Below are 14,652 nucleotides of genomic sequence, written 5' to 3' on the forward strand. Positions count from 1 at the left end.
TACCCTGGTTCAATGAGTCTGCAAGCACCATCGCGTCCTGGCTTGCGTCAGGAGGTTCACAACGCCGCCCGTCGCGCCCGTATTGCGTCCCGTGCGCTGGCGTTGCTGCCGACGGTTGCCAAGGACCAGGCGCTGCATTCGGCTGCCGATGCGATCACGGCCAACACCCGGCAGATCCTGGCGGCCAACGCCGAAGATCTGAAGGCCGCCCGGGCCGCCGGGACGCCGAACGCGATGCTCGACCGGTTGGCGTTGGACGCCAAGCGCGTGGACGGAATCGCCGCTGGTCTGCGCCAGGTTGCGGGGCTGCCCGACCCGGTCGGGGAGGTGCTGCGCGGTTACACCTTGCCCAATGGGCTGCAATTGCGGGAACAGCGCGTTCCGCTCGGCGTGATCGGCATAATTTACGAGGGCCGGCCCAATGTCACCGTCGACGCTTTCGGGTTGGCGCTCAAATCCGGCAACGCCGTGCTGCTGCGCGGCAGTTCATCGGCGGCTCACTCCAACCAGGCGCTGGTCGAGGTGTTGCGATCTTCGCTGGTCAGCGAAGACCTGCCCGCCGACGCGGTCCAGCTGCTGTCGGCCGATGACCGGTCCACGGTCACGCACCTGATCCAGGCGCGCGGTCTGGTCGATGTGGTGATCCCACGCGGGGGAGCGAGCCTGATCGACGCGGTGGTCCGTGACGCGCAGGTGCCCACCATCGAGACCGGTGTCGGCAACTGTCACGTCTACGTGGACGGCGGCGCCGACCTGGATGTGGCAGAACGGATCCTGCTGAACTCCAAGACCCGTCGGCCCAGTGTGTGCAACGCCGCCGAGACGCTGCTGGTGGACTCCGCGATCGCCGGTAACGCGATGCCTCGACTGGTGGCGGCGCTGCAAGACGCCGGTGTGACGGTGCACCTCGACCCGGACGAGGACAACCTGCGTCGCGAATACCTGTCGATGGACATCGCGGTGGCGGTGGTCGACGGCGTCGACGGCGCGATCGCGCACATCAACGAATACGGCACCGGACACACCGAGGCCATCGTGACCACAAACATGGCGGCGGCTCAACGGTTTTCGGATGGAGTCGATGCGGCCGCGGTGATGGTCAACGCATCGACGGCATTCACCGACGGCGAGCAATTCGGTTTCGGCGCCGAGATCGGCATCTCGACCCAGAAGTTGCATGCGCGCGGTCCGATGGGCTTGCCGGAACTGACGTCGACCAAATGGATCGCATGGGGCGACGGCCAGGTCCGCCCGGCCTGACCCGGTCCACCAAAAGTGTTTTAGGAGAACCTGATTGTGAGCGTGCCCGCCCGGTCCACTCCGCTGTTCGCGGACATCAACGACGTCTCGCGACGGTTGGCTGAGACCGGCTATCTGCCCGACACCGCCACCGCGACGGCAGTATTCCTGGCTGACCGGCTGGGTAAGCCGCTGCTGGTGGAGGGTCCCGCCGGTGTAGGCAAGACCGAGCTGGCCCGCGCCGTCGCGCAGGCCACCGGCTCGGGTCTGGTTCGGCTGCAGTGTTACGAGGGGGTCGACGAAGCGCGGGCACTCTACGAGTGGAACCACGCCAAGCAGATCCTGCGTATTCAGGCCGGCTCGGGCGACTGGGATCACACCAAAGATGACGTGTTCAGCGAGGAGTTCCTACTGCAACGTCCACTGCTGACCGCGATCCGGCGCACCGAGCCCACCGTGCTGCTGATCGACGAGACCGACAAGGCCGACATCGAAATCGAGGGCCTGCTGCTAGAGGTGCTGTCCGACTTCGCGGTGACCGTCCCCGAACTGGGCACGATCACGGCCTCGCGGACGCCGCTCGTGGTGCTGACCTCCAACGCCACCCGCGAGCTGTCCGAGGCGCTCAAGCGTCGCTGCCTGTTCCTGCACATCGACTTCCCCAGTCCCGACCTGGAACGGCGCATCCTGCTGTCCCGCGTTCCCGAGCTACCCGCGCATCTCGCCGAGGAGCTGGTTCGCATCATCGGTGTGCTGCGCGGGATGCAGCTGAAGAAAGTGCCGTCCATTGCCGAGACGATCGACTGGGGCCGGACGCTGCTAGCGCTGGGGCTGGACACGATTGACGATGCGGTCGTTGCCCAGACACTCGGAGTGATCCTCAAGCACCAATCCGATCAGCAACGCGCGGCCGGGGAACTGAGGCTGAATTAATGCCTCCTCGCCGCATCCGCCCCTCCAGGCCACTTGCTCCGCACGGGTTGCCGGGTCACTTGGTGGGATTCGTGGAAGCGCTTCGCGGAAGCGGGATTTCGGTTGGCCCTTCGGAGACGGTGGACGCCGGTCGGGTGATGGCCACCCTCGGCCTCATTGATCGTGACGTGCTGCGCGAAGGCATCGCGTGTGCGGTGCTGCGCCAGCCCGACCACCGCGAGACCTACGACGCGATGTTCGACTTGTGGTTCCCCGCGGCGATGGGTGCGCGCGCGGTCGTCACCGAAGACGGCGGGGAGCCGGGGCAAGACAGCGACGCCCTGCCCGCCGACGACGTCGACGCGATGCGGCAGATGCTGCTCGACCTGCTCACCCAGAACGAAGAACTGGCCGACATGGACGAACGACTCGTCGCGATGATCGCGCGGATCGTGGAGGCCTATGGCAAATACAGTTCCAGCCGGGGTCCGTCGTTCTCGTCGTATCAGGCGCTCAAGGCGATGGCGCTGGACGAGCTGGAAGGCAAGCTGCTCGCGGGTCTGCTCGCGCCCTACGGCGACGAGCCAAGTCCGACTCAAGAGCAGATCGCCAAAGCGCTTGCTGCACAGCGGATTACCCAGCTGCGCAAAATGGTCGACGCCGAGACCAAGCGGCGCACCGCCGAGCAGCTCGGCCGTGATCACGTCCAGATGTACGGCATCCCACAGCTTTCCGAGAACGTCGAGTTTCTGCGGGCGTCCGGCGACCAGCTGCGTCAGATGCAGCGAGCCGTCGCGCCGCTGGCCCGGACCTTGGCGACTCGGCTGGCGGCCCGCCGGCGCCGCAGCCGCGCCGGGACGATCGATCTGCGGAAGACGCTGCGCAAGTCCATGTCCACCGGCGGGGTGCCGATCGACGTGGTGCTGGCCAAGCCCCGCCCGGCGCGCCCGGAACTGGTGGTGTTGTGCGACGTGTCCGGCTCGGTCGCCGGGTTCAGCCACTTCACCCTGCTGCTGGTACACGCGCTGCGCCAACAGTTCTCACGCGTGCGGGTCTTCGCGTTCATCGACACCACCGACGAGGTGACCCACATGTTCGGGCCGGAATGCGATCTGGCCGTGGCGATCCAGCGGATCACCCGAGAAGCCGGCGTGTACAGCCGAGACGGCCACTCCGACTACGGCAATGCGTTCGTCTCGTTCGTCCAGGCGAATCCGAATGTGCTGTCGCCGCGCAGCTCGCTGCTGGTGCTCGGCGACGGGCGCACCAACTACCGCGACCCGGCCATCGACGTCCTGTCCGACATGGTCACCGCCGCCCGGCACGCGCACTGGCTCAATCCCGAGCCCAGGCACCTATGGGGCAGCGGCGACTCGGCGGTGCCGCGCTACGAAGAAGTGATCACCATGCACGAGTGCCGGTCGGCCAAGCAGCTCGCCACGGTGATTGACCAACTGCTGCCGGTGTGACGCCGCCCGCGGCTCGTGTCGCTGTGAGGCGGGCACGATGCCTACCTCCCGACCCGGAGACTGATGTGGCGCATGTGACCGCAGCGCGGCGACGGGCAGCCCGAGCGGCCCGGTAAGCTGGCACATCGTGCAAAAGCCCCGTCGCAGGCTGGGAGTAATGGGTGGGACATTCGACCCCATCCATTACGGGCACTTGGTTGCCGCCAGCGAGGTGGCCGACCTGTTCGACCTCGACGAAGTGGTGTTCGTGCCCAGTGGTCAGCCGTGGCAGAAGAGCCGCGATGTCTCTGCCGCCGAGGATCGGTATCTGATGACGGTGATTGCGACCGCCTCCAATCCCCGGTTCTCGGTGAGCCGAGTCGATATCGACCGCGGCGGCCCCACCTACACCAAAGACACCTTGCAGGACCTGCACGCCCTGAACCCGGATTCCGAGCTGTTCTTCATCACCGGCGCCGACGCGCTGTCGTCCATCCTGTCCTGGCAGGGCTGGGAAGTGCTGTTCGAATTGGCACGGTTCATCGGCGTCAGCCGGCCCGGCTACGAGCTGCGGCACGAACACATCACCGCGGTGCTCGGCGACCTGGCCAAGGATGCGCTGACCCTGGTCGAAATTCCTGCGCTGGCGATCTCGTCGACGGACTGCCGCCAGCGTGCCGCGGAGCGCCGTCCACTGTGGTACCTGATGCCCGACGGCGTCGTGCAATACGTCTCCAAACGCCGCCTGTACCGCGGACCTGTTGAGGGAGAGGCGAACGCAACGCTGGGCCCGACGCAGTCCACCCTATCCACGGGGAACAACACATGAGCGCCACCCAGGAAGCCATCGACATGGCGACGATTGCGGCGCACGCGGCGGCCTCGAAGCTCGCCAACGACGTCGTCGTCATCGACGTCTCCGGACAATTGGTCATCACCGACTGCTTCGTCATCGCGTCGGCGTCAAATGAGCGGCAAGTCAACGCGATCGTCGACGAGGTCGAGGAGAAAATGCAGAAGGCCGGCTACAAACCCGCGCGCCGGGAGGGTGCTCGGGAAGGCCGCTGGACGCTGCTGGATTACCGCGACATCGTCGTGCACATTCAGCACCAGGACGACCGCAACTTCTATGCCCTGGACCGCTTGTGGGGTGACTGCCCGGTGGTACCGGTGGACTTGGCGGCCGGTCCGAAAGACTCGGCGAGCGCACAATGAGTATCCGTCGCCTGGTGATGTTGCGGCACGGGCAAACCGACTTCAACGCCGGCAGCCGGATGCAGGGACAACTGGACTCCGCACTCACCGAGCTGGGCCGCGCCCAGGCGGTCGCCGCCGCCGAAGTATTGGGCAAGTTGCAGCCGTTGCTGATCGTGTCGTCGGATCTGCATCGCGCCTACGACACCGCGATCAAGCTGGGGGAGCGGACCGGGCTGCAGGTGCGGGCAGACACGCGACTACGCGAGACACACCTCGGCGACTGGCAGGGCCTCACCCACACCGAGGTCGACGCGCAGGCCCCGGGCGCCCGCCTCACCTGGCGCGACGACGCCGCCTGGGCGCCGCACGGCGGGGAAAGCAGGGTCGACGTCGCCGCGCGCAGCGTGCCGCTGGTCGCCGAGCTGGTGGTCGGCGAGCCGGAATGGGGTAACGCGGACGAGCCGGATCGGCCGGTGGTGTTGGTCGCCCACGGCGGGCTAATCGCCGCGTTATCGGCTGCGCTGCTGAAGCTTCCGGTCGCCAACTGGCCGATCCTGGGCGGCATGGGCAATGCCAGCTGGGTGCAGCTCTCCGGCCATTCGCACGACTCCGGCGCCGATTTCGACGGCATCCGCTGGCGTCTGGACGTGTGGAACGCTTCGGCGCAGGTCTCCAACGATGTCCTCTGACGTACGACCGACGTTACTGGTCTTCGCGGACTCGCTGGCCTATTACGGGCCGACCGGGGGACTGCCTGCCGACGATCCCCGCATCTGGCCCAATATCGTTGCTTCCCAGCTAGGTTGGGATGTGGAGCTGATCGGCCGCATCGGCTGGACCTGTCGCGACGTCTGGTGGGCGGCTACGCAGGATCCGCGGGCCTGGGCGGCGCTGCCGCGGGCCGGCGCGGTGATCTTCGCGACGAGCGGGATGGATTCACTGCCCTCGGTGTTGCCGACGGCGCTGCGTGAGCTGATCCGCTATGTCCGCCCGCCGTGGCTGCGGCGCTGGATCCGCGACGGCTACGGCTGGGTGCAGCCCCGGCTCTCGCCGATGGCGCGGGCCGCCCTGCCGCCGCACTTGAGTGCCGACTATCTCGAGCAGACCCGTGGCGCAATCGATTTCAACCGTCCGGGTATCCCAATCGTCGCGTCGCTGCCGTCCGTGCATATCGCCGAGACCTACGGCAAGGCCCATCACGGTCGCGCCGGGACCGTCGCGGCGATCACGGAATGGGCCCAGGAGCACAGTGTTCCCCTGGTGGATCTCAAAGCTGCTGTGGCCGAACAGGTTATGAGTGGGCGCGGCAATCCCGACGGCATCCACTGGAACTTCGAAGCCCACCAGGCGGTCGCGGAGTTGATGCTCAAGGCGCTGGCCGAAGCCGGGGTATCGAACGAGAAGTCGCACGGCTAATCCATGACAGTCGTGGTGGTGACCGATGCCTCGTCGCGCCTCCCGGCCGATCTGCTGGAAAAGTGGGCGATACGCGTTGTCCCGCTTCATGTCCTGCTTGATGGTGGCGATCTGCGCGACGGTGTGGACGAGATCCCCGACGCCGTCTATCGGCATCACGCCACGACCGCGGCGGCAACCCCGGCCGAACTCGACGCCGCCTACCGCCGGGCGTTGACCGATTCCGGCGGGGATGGCGTGGTGGCAGTGCATATTTCGTCGGCGCTGTCGGGCACCTGTGGCGTGGGTGAGCGGGCGGGGGCCGAAATCGGGCCGGCCGTGCGGGTTGTCGACTCCAGGTCGGCGGCGATGGGCACCGGCTTTGTCGCGCTGGCCGCGGCTCGGGCCGCGGCCGCGGGCGGCGACCTGGATGAGGTCGTGGCCGCTGCGAACTCCGCGGTAAGCCGCAGTCACGCGTTCATCGTGGTGCATGGTTTGGACAACTTGCGGCGCAGCGGACGGATCGGTGGCGCCAAGGCATGGCTGGGCACCGCGCTGTCACTCAAGCCGCTGCTGCGCATCGAAGACGGAAAACTCGTTCTGGCCCAACGGGTAAGGACCGTCAGCAAGGCGACAGCAACGATGCTCGACCGCGTCTGCGAAATTGTCGGCGACGGCTCTGCGGCGGTAGCGGTACACCACGTCCTGAACCCGGACGGCGCGAATGAGGTGGCGGCCGCCCTGGCCCAGCGGCTACCGGCCTGCGAGCCGGCGATCGTCACCTCGCTGGGACCGGTGCTGGGCGTGCACGTCGGGTCCGGCGCCGTCGCCGTCTGTGTGGAAGTCGCTGCGCGCTAAGCCGATACGGGTTTTCGACCGTAGTCACCACGCGGATGCACGACCTGTGGCCACCAGAACCAGCGTCCGAGCAGCGTGGCGATCGACGGCATCAAGAGCGTGCGCACGATCAGCGTGTCGAGCAGCAGACCGATACAGACGGTAGATCCGAATTGGCCCAACACCCGCAAGTCACTGCCCAGCATGGACGCCATCGTGAAGGCGAACACCAGACCCGCGGCCGTCACCACCCCACCGGTCCCGGCCATTGACCGGATGATTCCGGTCTTCAGCCCGCGATGAATCTCCTCTTTGAACCGGGAGACCAATAGCAGGTTGTAGTCAGACCCGACGGCCAGCAGGATGATCACGGACAGCGCCATCACGATCCAGTGGATCTTGATGCCGAACAAGTCCTGCCAAATCAGCACGGACAGACCGAACGACGCGGCAATCGAGCTGGCCGCGGTGCCGACGATGACCAGCGCGGCCACCACGCTCCTGGTCAGCAGCAGCATGATCATGAAGATCAGCGTGAGTGCCGACACCACCGCGATCATCAGGTCGAATTTGGCGCCGTCGTGCATGTCCTTGAAGGTCGCGGCCGTGCCACCGAGATACACCCTGGCGTCGGACAGCGAGGACTGCTTCAACCCCTCCTGCGCGGCGGTGCGCTCGGCATCGACCCGCGAAATGCCTTCCGGCGTCATCGGATCGCCCTGATGCGTGATGAAGTACCGCGCCGACTTGCCGTCCGGCGACAAGAACATGCGAAGACCCGTCTGGAAATCGGGGTTCTGGAACGCTTCCGGTGGCAGATAGAAGAAGTCGTCGTTCTTGGACTGGTCGAAGCTTTGCCCCATCACGATCGCGGTGTTGCTCATCGCCTCCATCTGGTCGATCATCGCCTTGAAGGTCTGGTAGAGCGTCAGCGTGATGCCCCGGGTGGTCTTCAACGTCGTGATCAGCGTGGGAAACAGCGCATTCAGGTCGTGTGTGGCCTGGGCGGTGTGCTTGATGTCGGCCGTGAGGAAGTGGAACTGCTCGGCGAGCTGGTCGAAGCCGTCCAAAGTGTCGAACAGGGATCGCAACCCGAAGCACAACGGGATGTCGAAGCAGTGCTTCTCCCAATAGAAGTAAGTCCGTACCGGCCGGAAGGTGTCGTCGAAATCCGCGATGTGGTCGCGCAGGCTATCGGTGATTTGCGACGTTACCGCCGTGGTATTTGCGCTGTCGTCGGCGGCATGGGCGAGATCTAGCGATACTTCGTACTGGCGCTGCGTGGTGTCGATTTGGGTCTGCAGGTCGTCGGCCATCCTGAGGATGTCGGCGATGCGCTCCTTGAGGAAGCCCATGTTCTGCATGGTCGTTTGGCTTTGGATGCTGTTCTGGAACGGTATCGAGCTGTGCTGGATCGGAATGCCCAGTGGCCTGGTGATGTCCTGGACCATGGCGATGCCGAGCGTGCGCATCTCGTTTTTGGCCACCCGGTCCAAGACCAGCATGTCGGCCGTGTTCCGCATGTCATGGTCGGATTCGACCATCAACATGTCGGGGTTCATCCGGGCCTCGGAGAAATGTCGGTTCGCGGCCGCTTGCCCGAGATTGGACGGGGCCGACGCGGGCAGGTAGTAGCGGTCGTTGTAGCTCGTCGTGTAGCTCGGCAAAGCGACCATGCCGACCAACACGACCGCGGCGCTGACCGCCAGAATCGGCGCGGGCCAACGCACTACCGCGGTGCCAACCCGGCGCCATAGCCGCCCTTGCTTGGCTGCGCGCTTGGTCTCGAAGAGGTGAAAGCGACTGCCCACGAAGACAACCGCGGGGCCCAGCGTAAGTCCGGCCGCCACCACGACCAGCATGCCGATCGCCACGGGCGCGCCCATGGTGTTGAACCAGGGCAGCCGGGAAAAACTCAGGCAGTAAGTCGCCCCGGCAATCGTCAGGCCCGACCCCAAGACAACCGGGGCGACTCCCTTGAATGTGGTGTAATACGCGGTTTCTCGATCTTCGCCTTCTCGGAGTGCCTCTTGGTAGCGGCCGACGAGGAAGATGCCGTAGTCCGTTCCGGCCGCGATCGCCAGCATGGTGAGGATGTTGGCGGCGAACGTGGTGAGCCCGAATGCGTTGTGATACGCCAGAACCGCGACGACTCCACGTGAACACGCGAGCGCCACAAAGGTCATGAACAGCTGGACCAGTGTGGTGACGATGGACCGGTAGACCAGCAGCAACATGATCGCGATGGCGCCCAGGGTGAACAGCGTGATCGTGGCCAGGCTGGCATTGCCGATGAGGTGCATGTCGTCGGACAGCGCGGCGGGACCGGTGACGTAGGCCTTGACGCCGGGTGGCGCCTTGTTCTCTTCGATGACCTTACGCACGGCGTCCACGGACTCGTTCGCCTCCGTGGTGCCTTGGTTACCGGCGAGGTTCACCTGTACGTAGGCGGCCTTGGCGTCGGCGCTCTGTGCGCCCGCCGCCGTCAGCCGGTCTCCCCAGAAGTCCTGGATGTGCTGGACGTGCTTGGGATCCTGGCGCAGTTGCCGGATCAGCTTGTCGTAGTACTGGTGTGCATCGGCGCCGAGAGGTTGTTGGCCTTCCAGCACGATCATGATGGTGCTGTTGGAATCGAACTCGTGGAAGTTATGGCCCAGGCGCATCATCGCCTTCATCGACGGCGCGTCCAGGGGTGTCATCGGCGCCGAATGGGCCTCGCCGACGACTTCCAGGGTGGGAACGATGACGTTCACCAGGACCGTCACAGCTACCCAGGCCAGGATGATCGGCACCGCAAAGATCCGAATGGTGTGGGGGAGGTATGGCCGGTGGCCGCGCTCCGGCTTACCGGAACCCCGGGTGCTGATCGGCCCGGTGTCGGCGGCGTCGTCGACACCCAGCTGGCTCTTGCTATTGAGATCGCTCATGCGGACTTCACCAGGCAGAAGGTCTGGGCGTTGTGGCCATCGGAGTTTTGCTGATCGCGGACGACGCCATCGACGGTGATCTTGCAGCTGATTCGGCTGCCATCACTTTGCGCCATGATGTTGGCGCTCACCGACGGCAGCGTGGTTGAGATGGTGGCCGTCCACGGTAACGAGGCGTTGTTGATCTGGTGCGTGTTGGCGTTTTCGTCCCAGTAGTTGATGTTCGCGGTGGCACCCGCCGGGCCCGAGATTTCGTAGACGACGACCTTTGGGTTGAACTGCACGATCTCGATCCCCTTGCCGGCATTCGCGTTGAGGTCCTGTGAGCCGAAGATCTTGTGCAACCGCGACACGACCAACGCCGAGACGGCCAGTACCACAATCAACAACAGGGGTATCCACGCCCGTCTGAGCGCGCGGGTTATGGCATCCGAATTAGGCGAAGTCCTCACCTTGACCGCCTTCCGCTCACCGCTGCGGGGGCCTGCCATCCCGCTTTTGGAAAGCTCACCACCGTCGTCGACAACCCTAATTGTCGGCGGAACCTTTGCTCGGCTAAGTACTCTAACTCTTAGAGCACGGAACCGTTCCTCCGGGGTGCCACGGTTGTGGCCAACGCCATAGGACTAGCGCGCCAGCCGTCCAGTCACTGGCGGCAAGTCGGCAAGCGTCATTATCCCGGGTCTGGCAGCCACCACTGCCGGGACGGCATTGGTAACTGGCATGGCGGTGTAGATCATTCCCAAACCCATGAATCCGGGCTCCGTCCAATCCTTCGGCGGCAGGCAGTGCAGGACCGTCCGCATGTTGGGCATACCGAAGACCTGAATGACGTGGCCGTGCTCGAGCGGCTTGGGCGGGACCACGTGGTTACCCATGGTCCAGTTGAATCCGACGCTGACGACATTGCGGTCGCCTTCCCAGCCGCGGTGGAAGCCGTACACGCCGCCGACCGTGCCGGCGGGAATCTTCATGAAGCCCAGATCGGAGTCGCCGGTGGCCGGGGTGAACGTGACGTCGAATGTCATCCTGTCCAGCTTGGCGCCGATCGCGTCGGCCATCATCGCCGCCGATTCGGCGAAGACTTCGCTTTCCCGCCGCACGTTCTCCGCCAGCCCCGGTGTGTCGGGGTCTTGTGAGAAGCCCATTGCGGTCTGTGTTTCCGCGGATTCGTAGGTCGAGCAGTCCACCGACTCGGTGATCCGGATTTCGTCGACGCGCTCGCAGGAGGCGGACAGCACCATGCCGACCATGTTCGTCATCCCCGGATGCGCGCCGCTGCCGAAGATCGTCGAATTGCCCTTCTGGCAGGCGTCCTCGATCCGCTTGCGATCCTGCGGTGTCTGCTTGCCGCCGGTGATCCAGGCCGCGCTCGAGCACACGTTGACTCCCGATTCCAGCAGCCGCACCAATTCGTCGATGTTGGGCCACAACGGGTTATAGCAACACGCGTCGGCGCCTAGGGCGATGAGCGCGTCGATGTCGTTGGTGGCTTGCACTCCGGTCGGCTCCGGCCGGCCGGACAGCTCCGCGGCATCGACACCGACCTTGTCCGCCCCGTGCGCGTACACCCCGACCAGCTCCATGTCGGGTCTGCCGATGATGGCGTGCAGCGACCGCCGCCCGATGTTCCCGGTCGTCCACTGGATAACGCGTAACGGACGGTCAGTACTGGTTGTGCTCATCGTGGCTCCTTTGCCGCTGCGGGGGTGGAACCATTATGCGAATCGCGCTACGCGTCTGTGCGCGAGTGTCGACCTGTTGCGCCGAAACTCCGCGTACCGGCCCGACAACTCGACGTTCGGCCGGTTTAGGCGGCCAAGCGAACGAATTGGTCCTGCCGGTACCGCTCGACACAGGCGGCGCGCCGGATCTTGCCGCTCGTGGTGGTGGGAATCGACCCGGGAGCTACCAGAACGAGATCCCCGACATTCAGGCCGTGCGCATTGGATATCGCGGAGGTGACGTCACTTTTGACGGAGGTGAGCCAGTGCGTCGCCTCCTCGATGGAATCGCCGCGCTCCTTGAGCTCGATGACGGTGACCAGCTGCTCGGTACCGTTCACCGGAACCGAAATGGCCGCGACCCGGCCACGCGTGATCTCCTGGACCGTCGCCTCGATGTCCTCGGGGTAGTGATTGCGCCCGCGGATGATCAGCAGGTCCTTGATGCGGCCGACGATGAACAACTCACCCTGGTAGATGAAACCCAGGTCGCCGGTCTTTAGCCAGGGTCCGTCAGGCGTTCCCGGCGACGGGTCGACAAGTGTTGCGCCGAAGCATCGCTGCTCGGATGGCGGCTTGCGCCAATAGCCGTCGGCGACATTCTCACCATGCACCCAGATTTCGCCGATCAAGTTCGGCGGGCATTCGCGATTCGTCTCACTGTCGACGATCCGCAGCGCGGGGGATTGCGGCACCTGGTACTTCACCAGAGCCGTAGCTTTCCCAGCTGCCGTGCCTTTCCCGGCTGCGCACGGCTCAACACGGCCTGCGCCGAGCGCTCCGGCATCGAAGTGTGCCGCAGGCGAGGATTCACTCCAGGTGCCGGTCGCCACGAAGACCGTGGCCTCGGCCATTCCATACGACGGACGCATCATGTGGTCCCGAAAATTGAAGTGCGCAAACCGATCCACGAAGCGATTCAAGGTCGCCGGCTCGACACGTTCGGCGCCGCTGATGATGCCCAGGACACCGCCGAGGTCGAGCCCGGCGAGGTCTTTGTCGGTGGTTTTGCGGGCCGCCAAGTCAAAGGCGAAGTTGGGCGCGGACGACCACGCGTGAGGATTTTCGGCCAGCGCTCGCACCCACCTGGCCGGCCTCTCCAGGAACCCGACCGGACTGGTCAGCTCGGCACGATGGCCGCTCAGGATTGGGGCGCAGACTCCCAGCACCAAACCCATGTCGTGGTAGAAGGGCAACCACGACACGATCGTGGCTTCCGACGGGAAGTTGTTTCCGGAGTCCACGAAGAAGCTGCGCATCAGCTGCCCGAAATTCACTTCGAGATTTCGGTGCGAGATCATCACGCCGGTCGGCGTCCGGGTCGAACCTGAGCTGTACTGCAAATACGCGATGCCGGGCAAATCAGCTGTCGGAAAGCTTGTTTCGCCATCGACGTCCAGATTCATCGAATCGATTTCGACGATCTTGGGAACATCGTCCATGCGTGCTCGATCGACATATTCCGCGACATCTTCGGCGACCGCGGACGTTGTGAGAACAACCGAGGGCGAGGTATCGGCAAGGACCGCACCTACCCGCTCGTGACTCGAGCCGCGATGCGGCAGCGGCAGCGGAACTGCGATGAGCCCGGCCTGCATGGATCCCAGGAACGCCGCAATGTAATCAAGGCCCTGGGGAGCCAGGATTACTGCCCGGTCTCCGGTCGACCCGTGCGGGCCGAGATCGCGTGCCACATTGAGTGTTCGGCGGGATATTTGCGACCACGTGAGGCGCTCGGAAACACCGTCGGCGTCGCCCTCGTAATCGGTAAACGTGTACGCCGCATCATGCGGCCGCAGGCTTGCGCGCCCGTGCAGCATGGAGAGAATCGATGATCCAGACATAGGCGCCTTTGTCAGCCGGTCCCGTGGGACAACACGGACATGGCACCGCTGAGGATCTGTGAAAGAGGGTCGGCGCCGCCGCCGAACGTCGCCTGGTTGGCCGGCGCGGTGACTTCCGCTGGGTCGAAGCCGTGCACCGGGTCCACCTGAACCGGAGCGGTCGACGGGTCGTCGTTTCGCGAGTAGCCCGCGTTCACCCGGGGAATCAGGATTGCGTCCAGCTTGTTCAGCGTGTCTTCGTCGATCCCGACGTACTTCAGCGGCATGACAAGAGGAAGGTGCTTTTCCGGGACCATGATCGTCGTGTCTTTCGCGCCCCTGGAGTTGATGGTCGTCCTGATGTTCTGCGGCGGCACCATACTCGGGTTCGTAAAGGCTACCGCGGTGTGACCCGTGGCAAGGCCCAGGAGCGTGTTAGCCAGAGCAAACATGTTGTCCGGCCGGTCGGGGAAGTCCGCGATCGAGTCGTACGCAGCCACGAACCTGTTTGTGTCGTACTGGCTTTCATACGGCGGTGGCATGGTGTAGTCGAGTGCCGGAACAACGCTGCCGACCGGGAACATGGCGGACAGGAAGCTCTGACCGAAGGCGTGCCGCCCAATCGGGTCGCCGAATGTCGCGAAGTTCAGTTTGTCCGGCGGAGGTGCAGTCGGGTCATTCGCCAGCCGAGCCTGCTCGCCATCGACCACGAACCCGCCCTCGGACAAGCCGATCGCCGTACCGGGGCGGCCGGCGCGAATCGCCGCATCGAGGTTGTCTACTCCCGCGTCGACGGACTCGCCGACGCTGGGGCCGTCCAGACCCAGGCCCGGGAAGAGTTCATCGAGCCGGCCGATTCCCGGGAAGAGTCGTTCCAACACGTGGCCCTGAACCTGGCCCGCCGGGTAGCGAACGATTTCGCGCTTCTGACCTGGGAACCATTCAGCGCCCTCACGGCGGATGTACTCGTCGTACGGGATACCGAGAACGTGAGCGCCGCCCAGGGCGAACGCGGTCTGGTCGCCCGGCGCCCCTGGGGTCGGCGGCCCGCCGATGGGTGTATCGTCAGCCGACGCGGTTCCGACGCCGAAATATCCTGTGGCGCCGACAGTTACCAGCACCGTGACTCTTGCGAGTAGCTTCTTCATAC

13 protein-coding genes are annotated in these 14,652 nt (G+C 65.0%); 8 read left to right on the forward strand and 5 right to left on the reverse strand.

Going from position 1 to position 14,652, the window contains the following annotated elements; genetic code table 11:
• Window positions 1-12 precede the first annotated feature (12 nt).
• From ACZY0B_RS03260 to ACZY0B_RS03295, 8 genes are all read left to right on the forward strand, one after another.
• Window positions 13-1,260 carry a glutamate-5-semialdehyde dehydrogenase gene (locus ACZY0B_RS03260; RefSeq protein WP_463762544.1) on the forward strand — a complete coding sequence of 416 codons (1,248 nt, stop codon included), beginning with the start codon at window positions 13-15 and terminating at the stop codon, window positions 1,258-1,260.
• A 36-nt stretch (window positions 1,261-1,296) separates the two neighbouring features.
• A complete protein-coding gene (locus ACZY0B_RS03265; RefSeq protein WP_463762545.1) occupies window positions 1,297-2,172 on the forward strand; it encodes an AAA family ATPase in 876 nt (291 codons plus the stop codon).
• Entirely contained in the window at window positions 2,172-3,620 is a 1,449-nt protein-coding gene (locus ACZY0B_RS03270) for a vWA domain-containing protein (RefSeq protein ID WP_463762546.1), read from the forward strand. The genes ACZY0B_RS03265 and ACZY0B_RS03270 overlap by 1 nt, the downstream gene beginning before the upstream one ends.
• 148 nt (window positions 3,621-3,768) lie before the next feature.
• Window positions 3,769-4,428, forward strand: a complete 660-nt coding sequence (nadD, locus tag ACZY0B_RS03275; protein WP_463762640.1) for a nicotinate-nucleotide adenylyltransferase — start codon at window positions 3,769-3,771, stop codon at window positions 4,426-4,428.
• On the forward strand, window positions 4,425-4,814 hold the full coding sequence (rsfS, locus tag ACZY0B_RS03280) for a ribosome silencing factor (RefSeq protein WP_463762547.1): 390 nt from the start codon (window positions 4,425-4,427) through the stop codon (window positions 4,812-4,814). Before nadD ends, rsfS begins: the two co-directional genes overlap by 4 nt.
• On the forward strand, window positions 4,811-5,485 hold the full coding sequence (gene gpgP, locus ACZY0B_RS03285) for a glucosyl-3-phosphoglycerate phosphatase (protein ID WP_463762548.1): 675 nt from the start codon (window positions 4,811-4,813) through the stop codon (window positions 5,483-5,485). The genes rsfS and gpgP overlap by 4 nt, the downstream gene beginning before the upstream one ends.
• Complete coding sequence (gene octT, locus ACZY0B_RS03290) at window positions 5,475-6,212, forward strand: diglucosylglycerate octanoyltransferase (protein ID WP_463762549.1); 738 nt, start codon at window positions 5,475-5,477, stop codon at window positions 6,210-6,212. The genes gpgP and octT overlap by 11 nt, the downstream gene beginning before the upstream one ends.
• Window positions 6,213-6,215: 3 nt before the next feature.
• On the forward strand, window positions 6,216-7,049 hold the full coding sequence (locus tag ACZY0B_RS03295) for a DegV family protein (protein ID WP_463762550.1): 834 nt from the start codon (window positions 6,216-6,218) through the stop codon (window positions 7,047-7,049).
• On the opposite strand, the gene ACZY0B_RS03300 is transcribed toward ACZY0B_RS03295, so the two are convergent.
• The 5 genes from ACZY0B_RS03300 to pe all read right to left on the reverse strand — a co-directional run bounded on the left by ACZY0B_RS03300 (window position 7,046) and on the right by pe (window position 14,650).
• Window positions 7,046-9,955, reverse strand: a complete 2,910-nt coding sequence (locus tag ACZY0B_RS03300) for an MMPL/RND family transporter (RefSeq protein ID WP_463762551.1) — start codon at window positions 9,953-9,955, stop codon at window positions 7,046-7,048. The two genes, ACZY0B_RS03295 and ACZY0B_RS03300, sit on opposite strands and share 4 nt — an antisense overlap.
• Window positions 9,952-10,380 (reverse strand): MmpS family transport accessory protein, encoded by a 429-nt coding sequence (locus ACZY0B_RS03305; protein ID WP_463762641.1) that lies wholly within the window; start codon window positions 10,378-10,380, stop codon window positions 9,952-9,954. The genes ACZY0B_RS03300 and ACZY0B_RS03305 overlap by 4 nt, the downstream gene beginning before the upstream one ends.
• A gap of 201 nt (window positions 10,381-10,581) precedes the next feature.
• Entirely contained in the window at window positions 10,582-11,640 is a 1,059-nt protein-coding gene (locus ACZY0B_RS03310) for an NAD(P)H-dependent amine dehydrogenase family protein (protein WP_463762552.1), read from the reverse strand.
• 125 nt (window positions 11,641-11,765) lie between these two features.
• Entirely contained in the window at window positions 11,766-13,523 is a 1,758-nt protein-coding gene (locus tag ACZY0B_RS03315) for an AMP-binding protein (protein WP_463762553.1), read from the reverse strand.
• A gap of 11 nt (window positions 13,524-13,534) precedes the next feature.
• Window positions 13,535-14,650 (reverse strand): acyltransferase PE, encoded by a 1,116-nt coding sequence (gene pe / locus ACZY0B_RS03320; RefSeq protein ID WP_463762554.1) that lies wholly within the window; start codon window positions 14,648-14,650, stop codon window positions 13,535-13,537.
• Window positions 14,651-14,652: the final 2 nt, after the last annotated feature.

The sequence above is a fragment of the Mycobacterium sp. IDUB_19 genome (genome assembly GCF_055419445.1).

Excerpts from the sequence above, each read along its gene's own strand:
- ACZY0B_RS03260 (WP_463762544.1), top strand. The coding sequence starts at position 13 with ATGAGTCTGCAAGCACCATCGCGTCCTGGCTTGCGTCAGGAGGTTCAC.
- ACZY0B_RS03270 (WP_463762546.1), top strand. The coding sequence starts at position 2,172 with ATGCCTCCTCGCCGCATCCGCCCCTCCAGGCCACTTGCTCCGCACGGG.
- rsfS (WP_463762547.1), top strand. The coding sequence starts at position 4,425 with ATGAGCGCCACCCAGGAAGCCATCGACATGGCGACGATTGCGGCGCAC.
- gpgP (WP_463762548.1), top strand. The coding sequence starts at position 4,811 with ATGAGTATCCGTCGCCTGGTGATGTTGCGGCACGGGCAAACCGACTTC.
- octT (WP_463762549.1), top strand. The coding sequence starts at position 5,475 with ATGTCCTCTGACGTACGACCGACGTTACTGGTCTTCGCGGACTCGCTG.
- ACZY0B_RS03295 (WP_463762550.1), top strand. The coding sequence starts at position 6,216 with ATGACAGTCGTGGTGGTGACCGATGCCTCGTCGCGCCTCCCGGCCGAT.
- ACZY0B_RS03300 (WP_463762551.1), bottom strand. The coding sequence starts at position 9,955 with ATGAGCGATCTCAATAGCAAGAGCCAGCTGGGTGTCGACGACGCCGCC.
- ACZY0B_RS03310 (WP_463762552.1), bottom strand. The coding sequence starts at position 11,640 with ATGAGCACAACCAGTACTGACCGTCCGTTACGCGTTATCCAGTGGACG.
- ACZY0B_RS03315 (WP_463762553.1), bottom strand. The coding sequence starts at position 13,523 with ATGTCTGGATCATCGATTCTCTCCATGCTGCACGGGCGCGCAAGCCTG.
- pe (WP_463762554.1), bottom strand. The coding sequence starts at position 14,650 with ATGAAGAAGCTACTCGCAAGAGTCACGGTGCTGGTAACTGTCGGCGCC.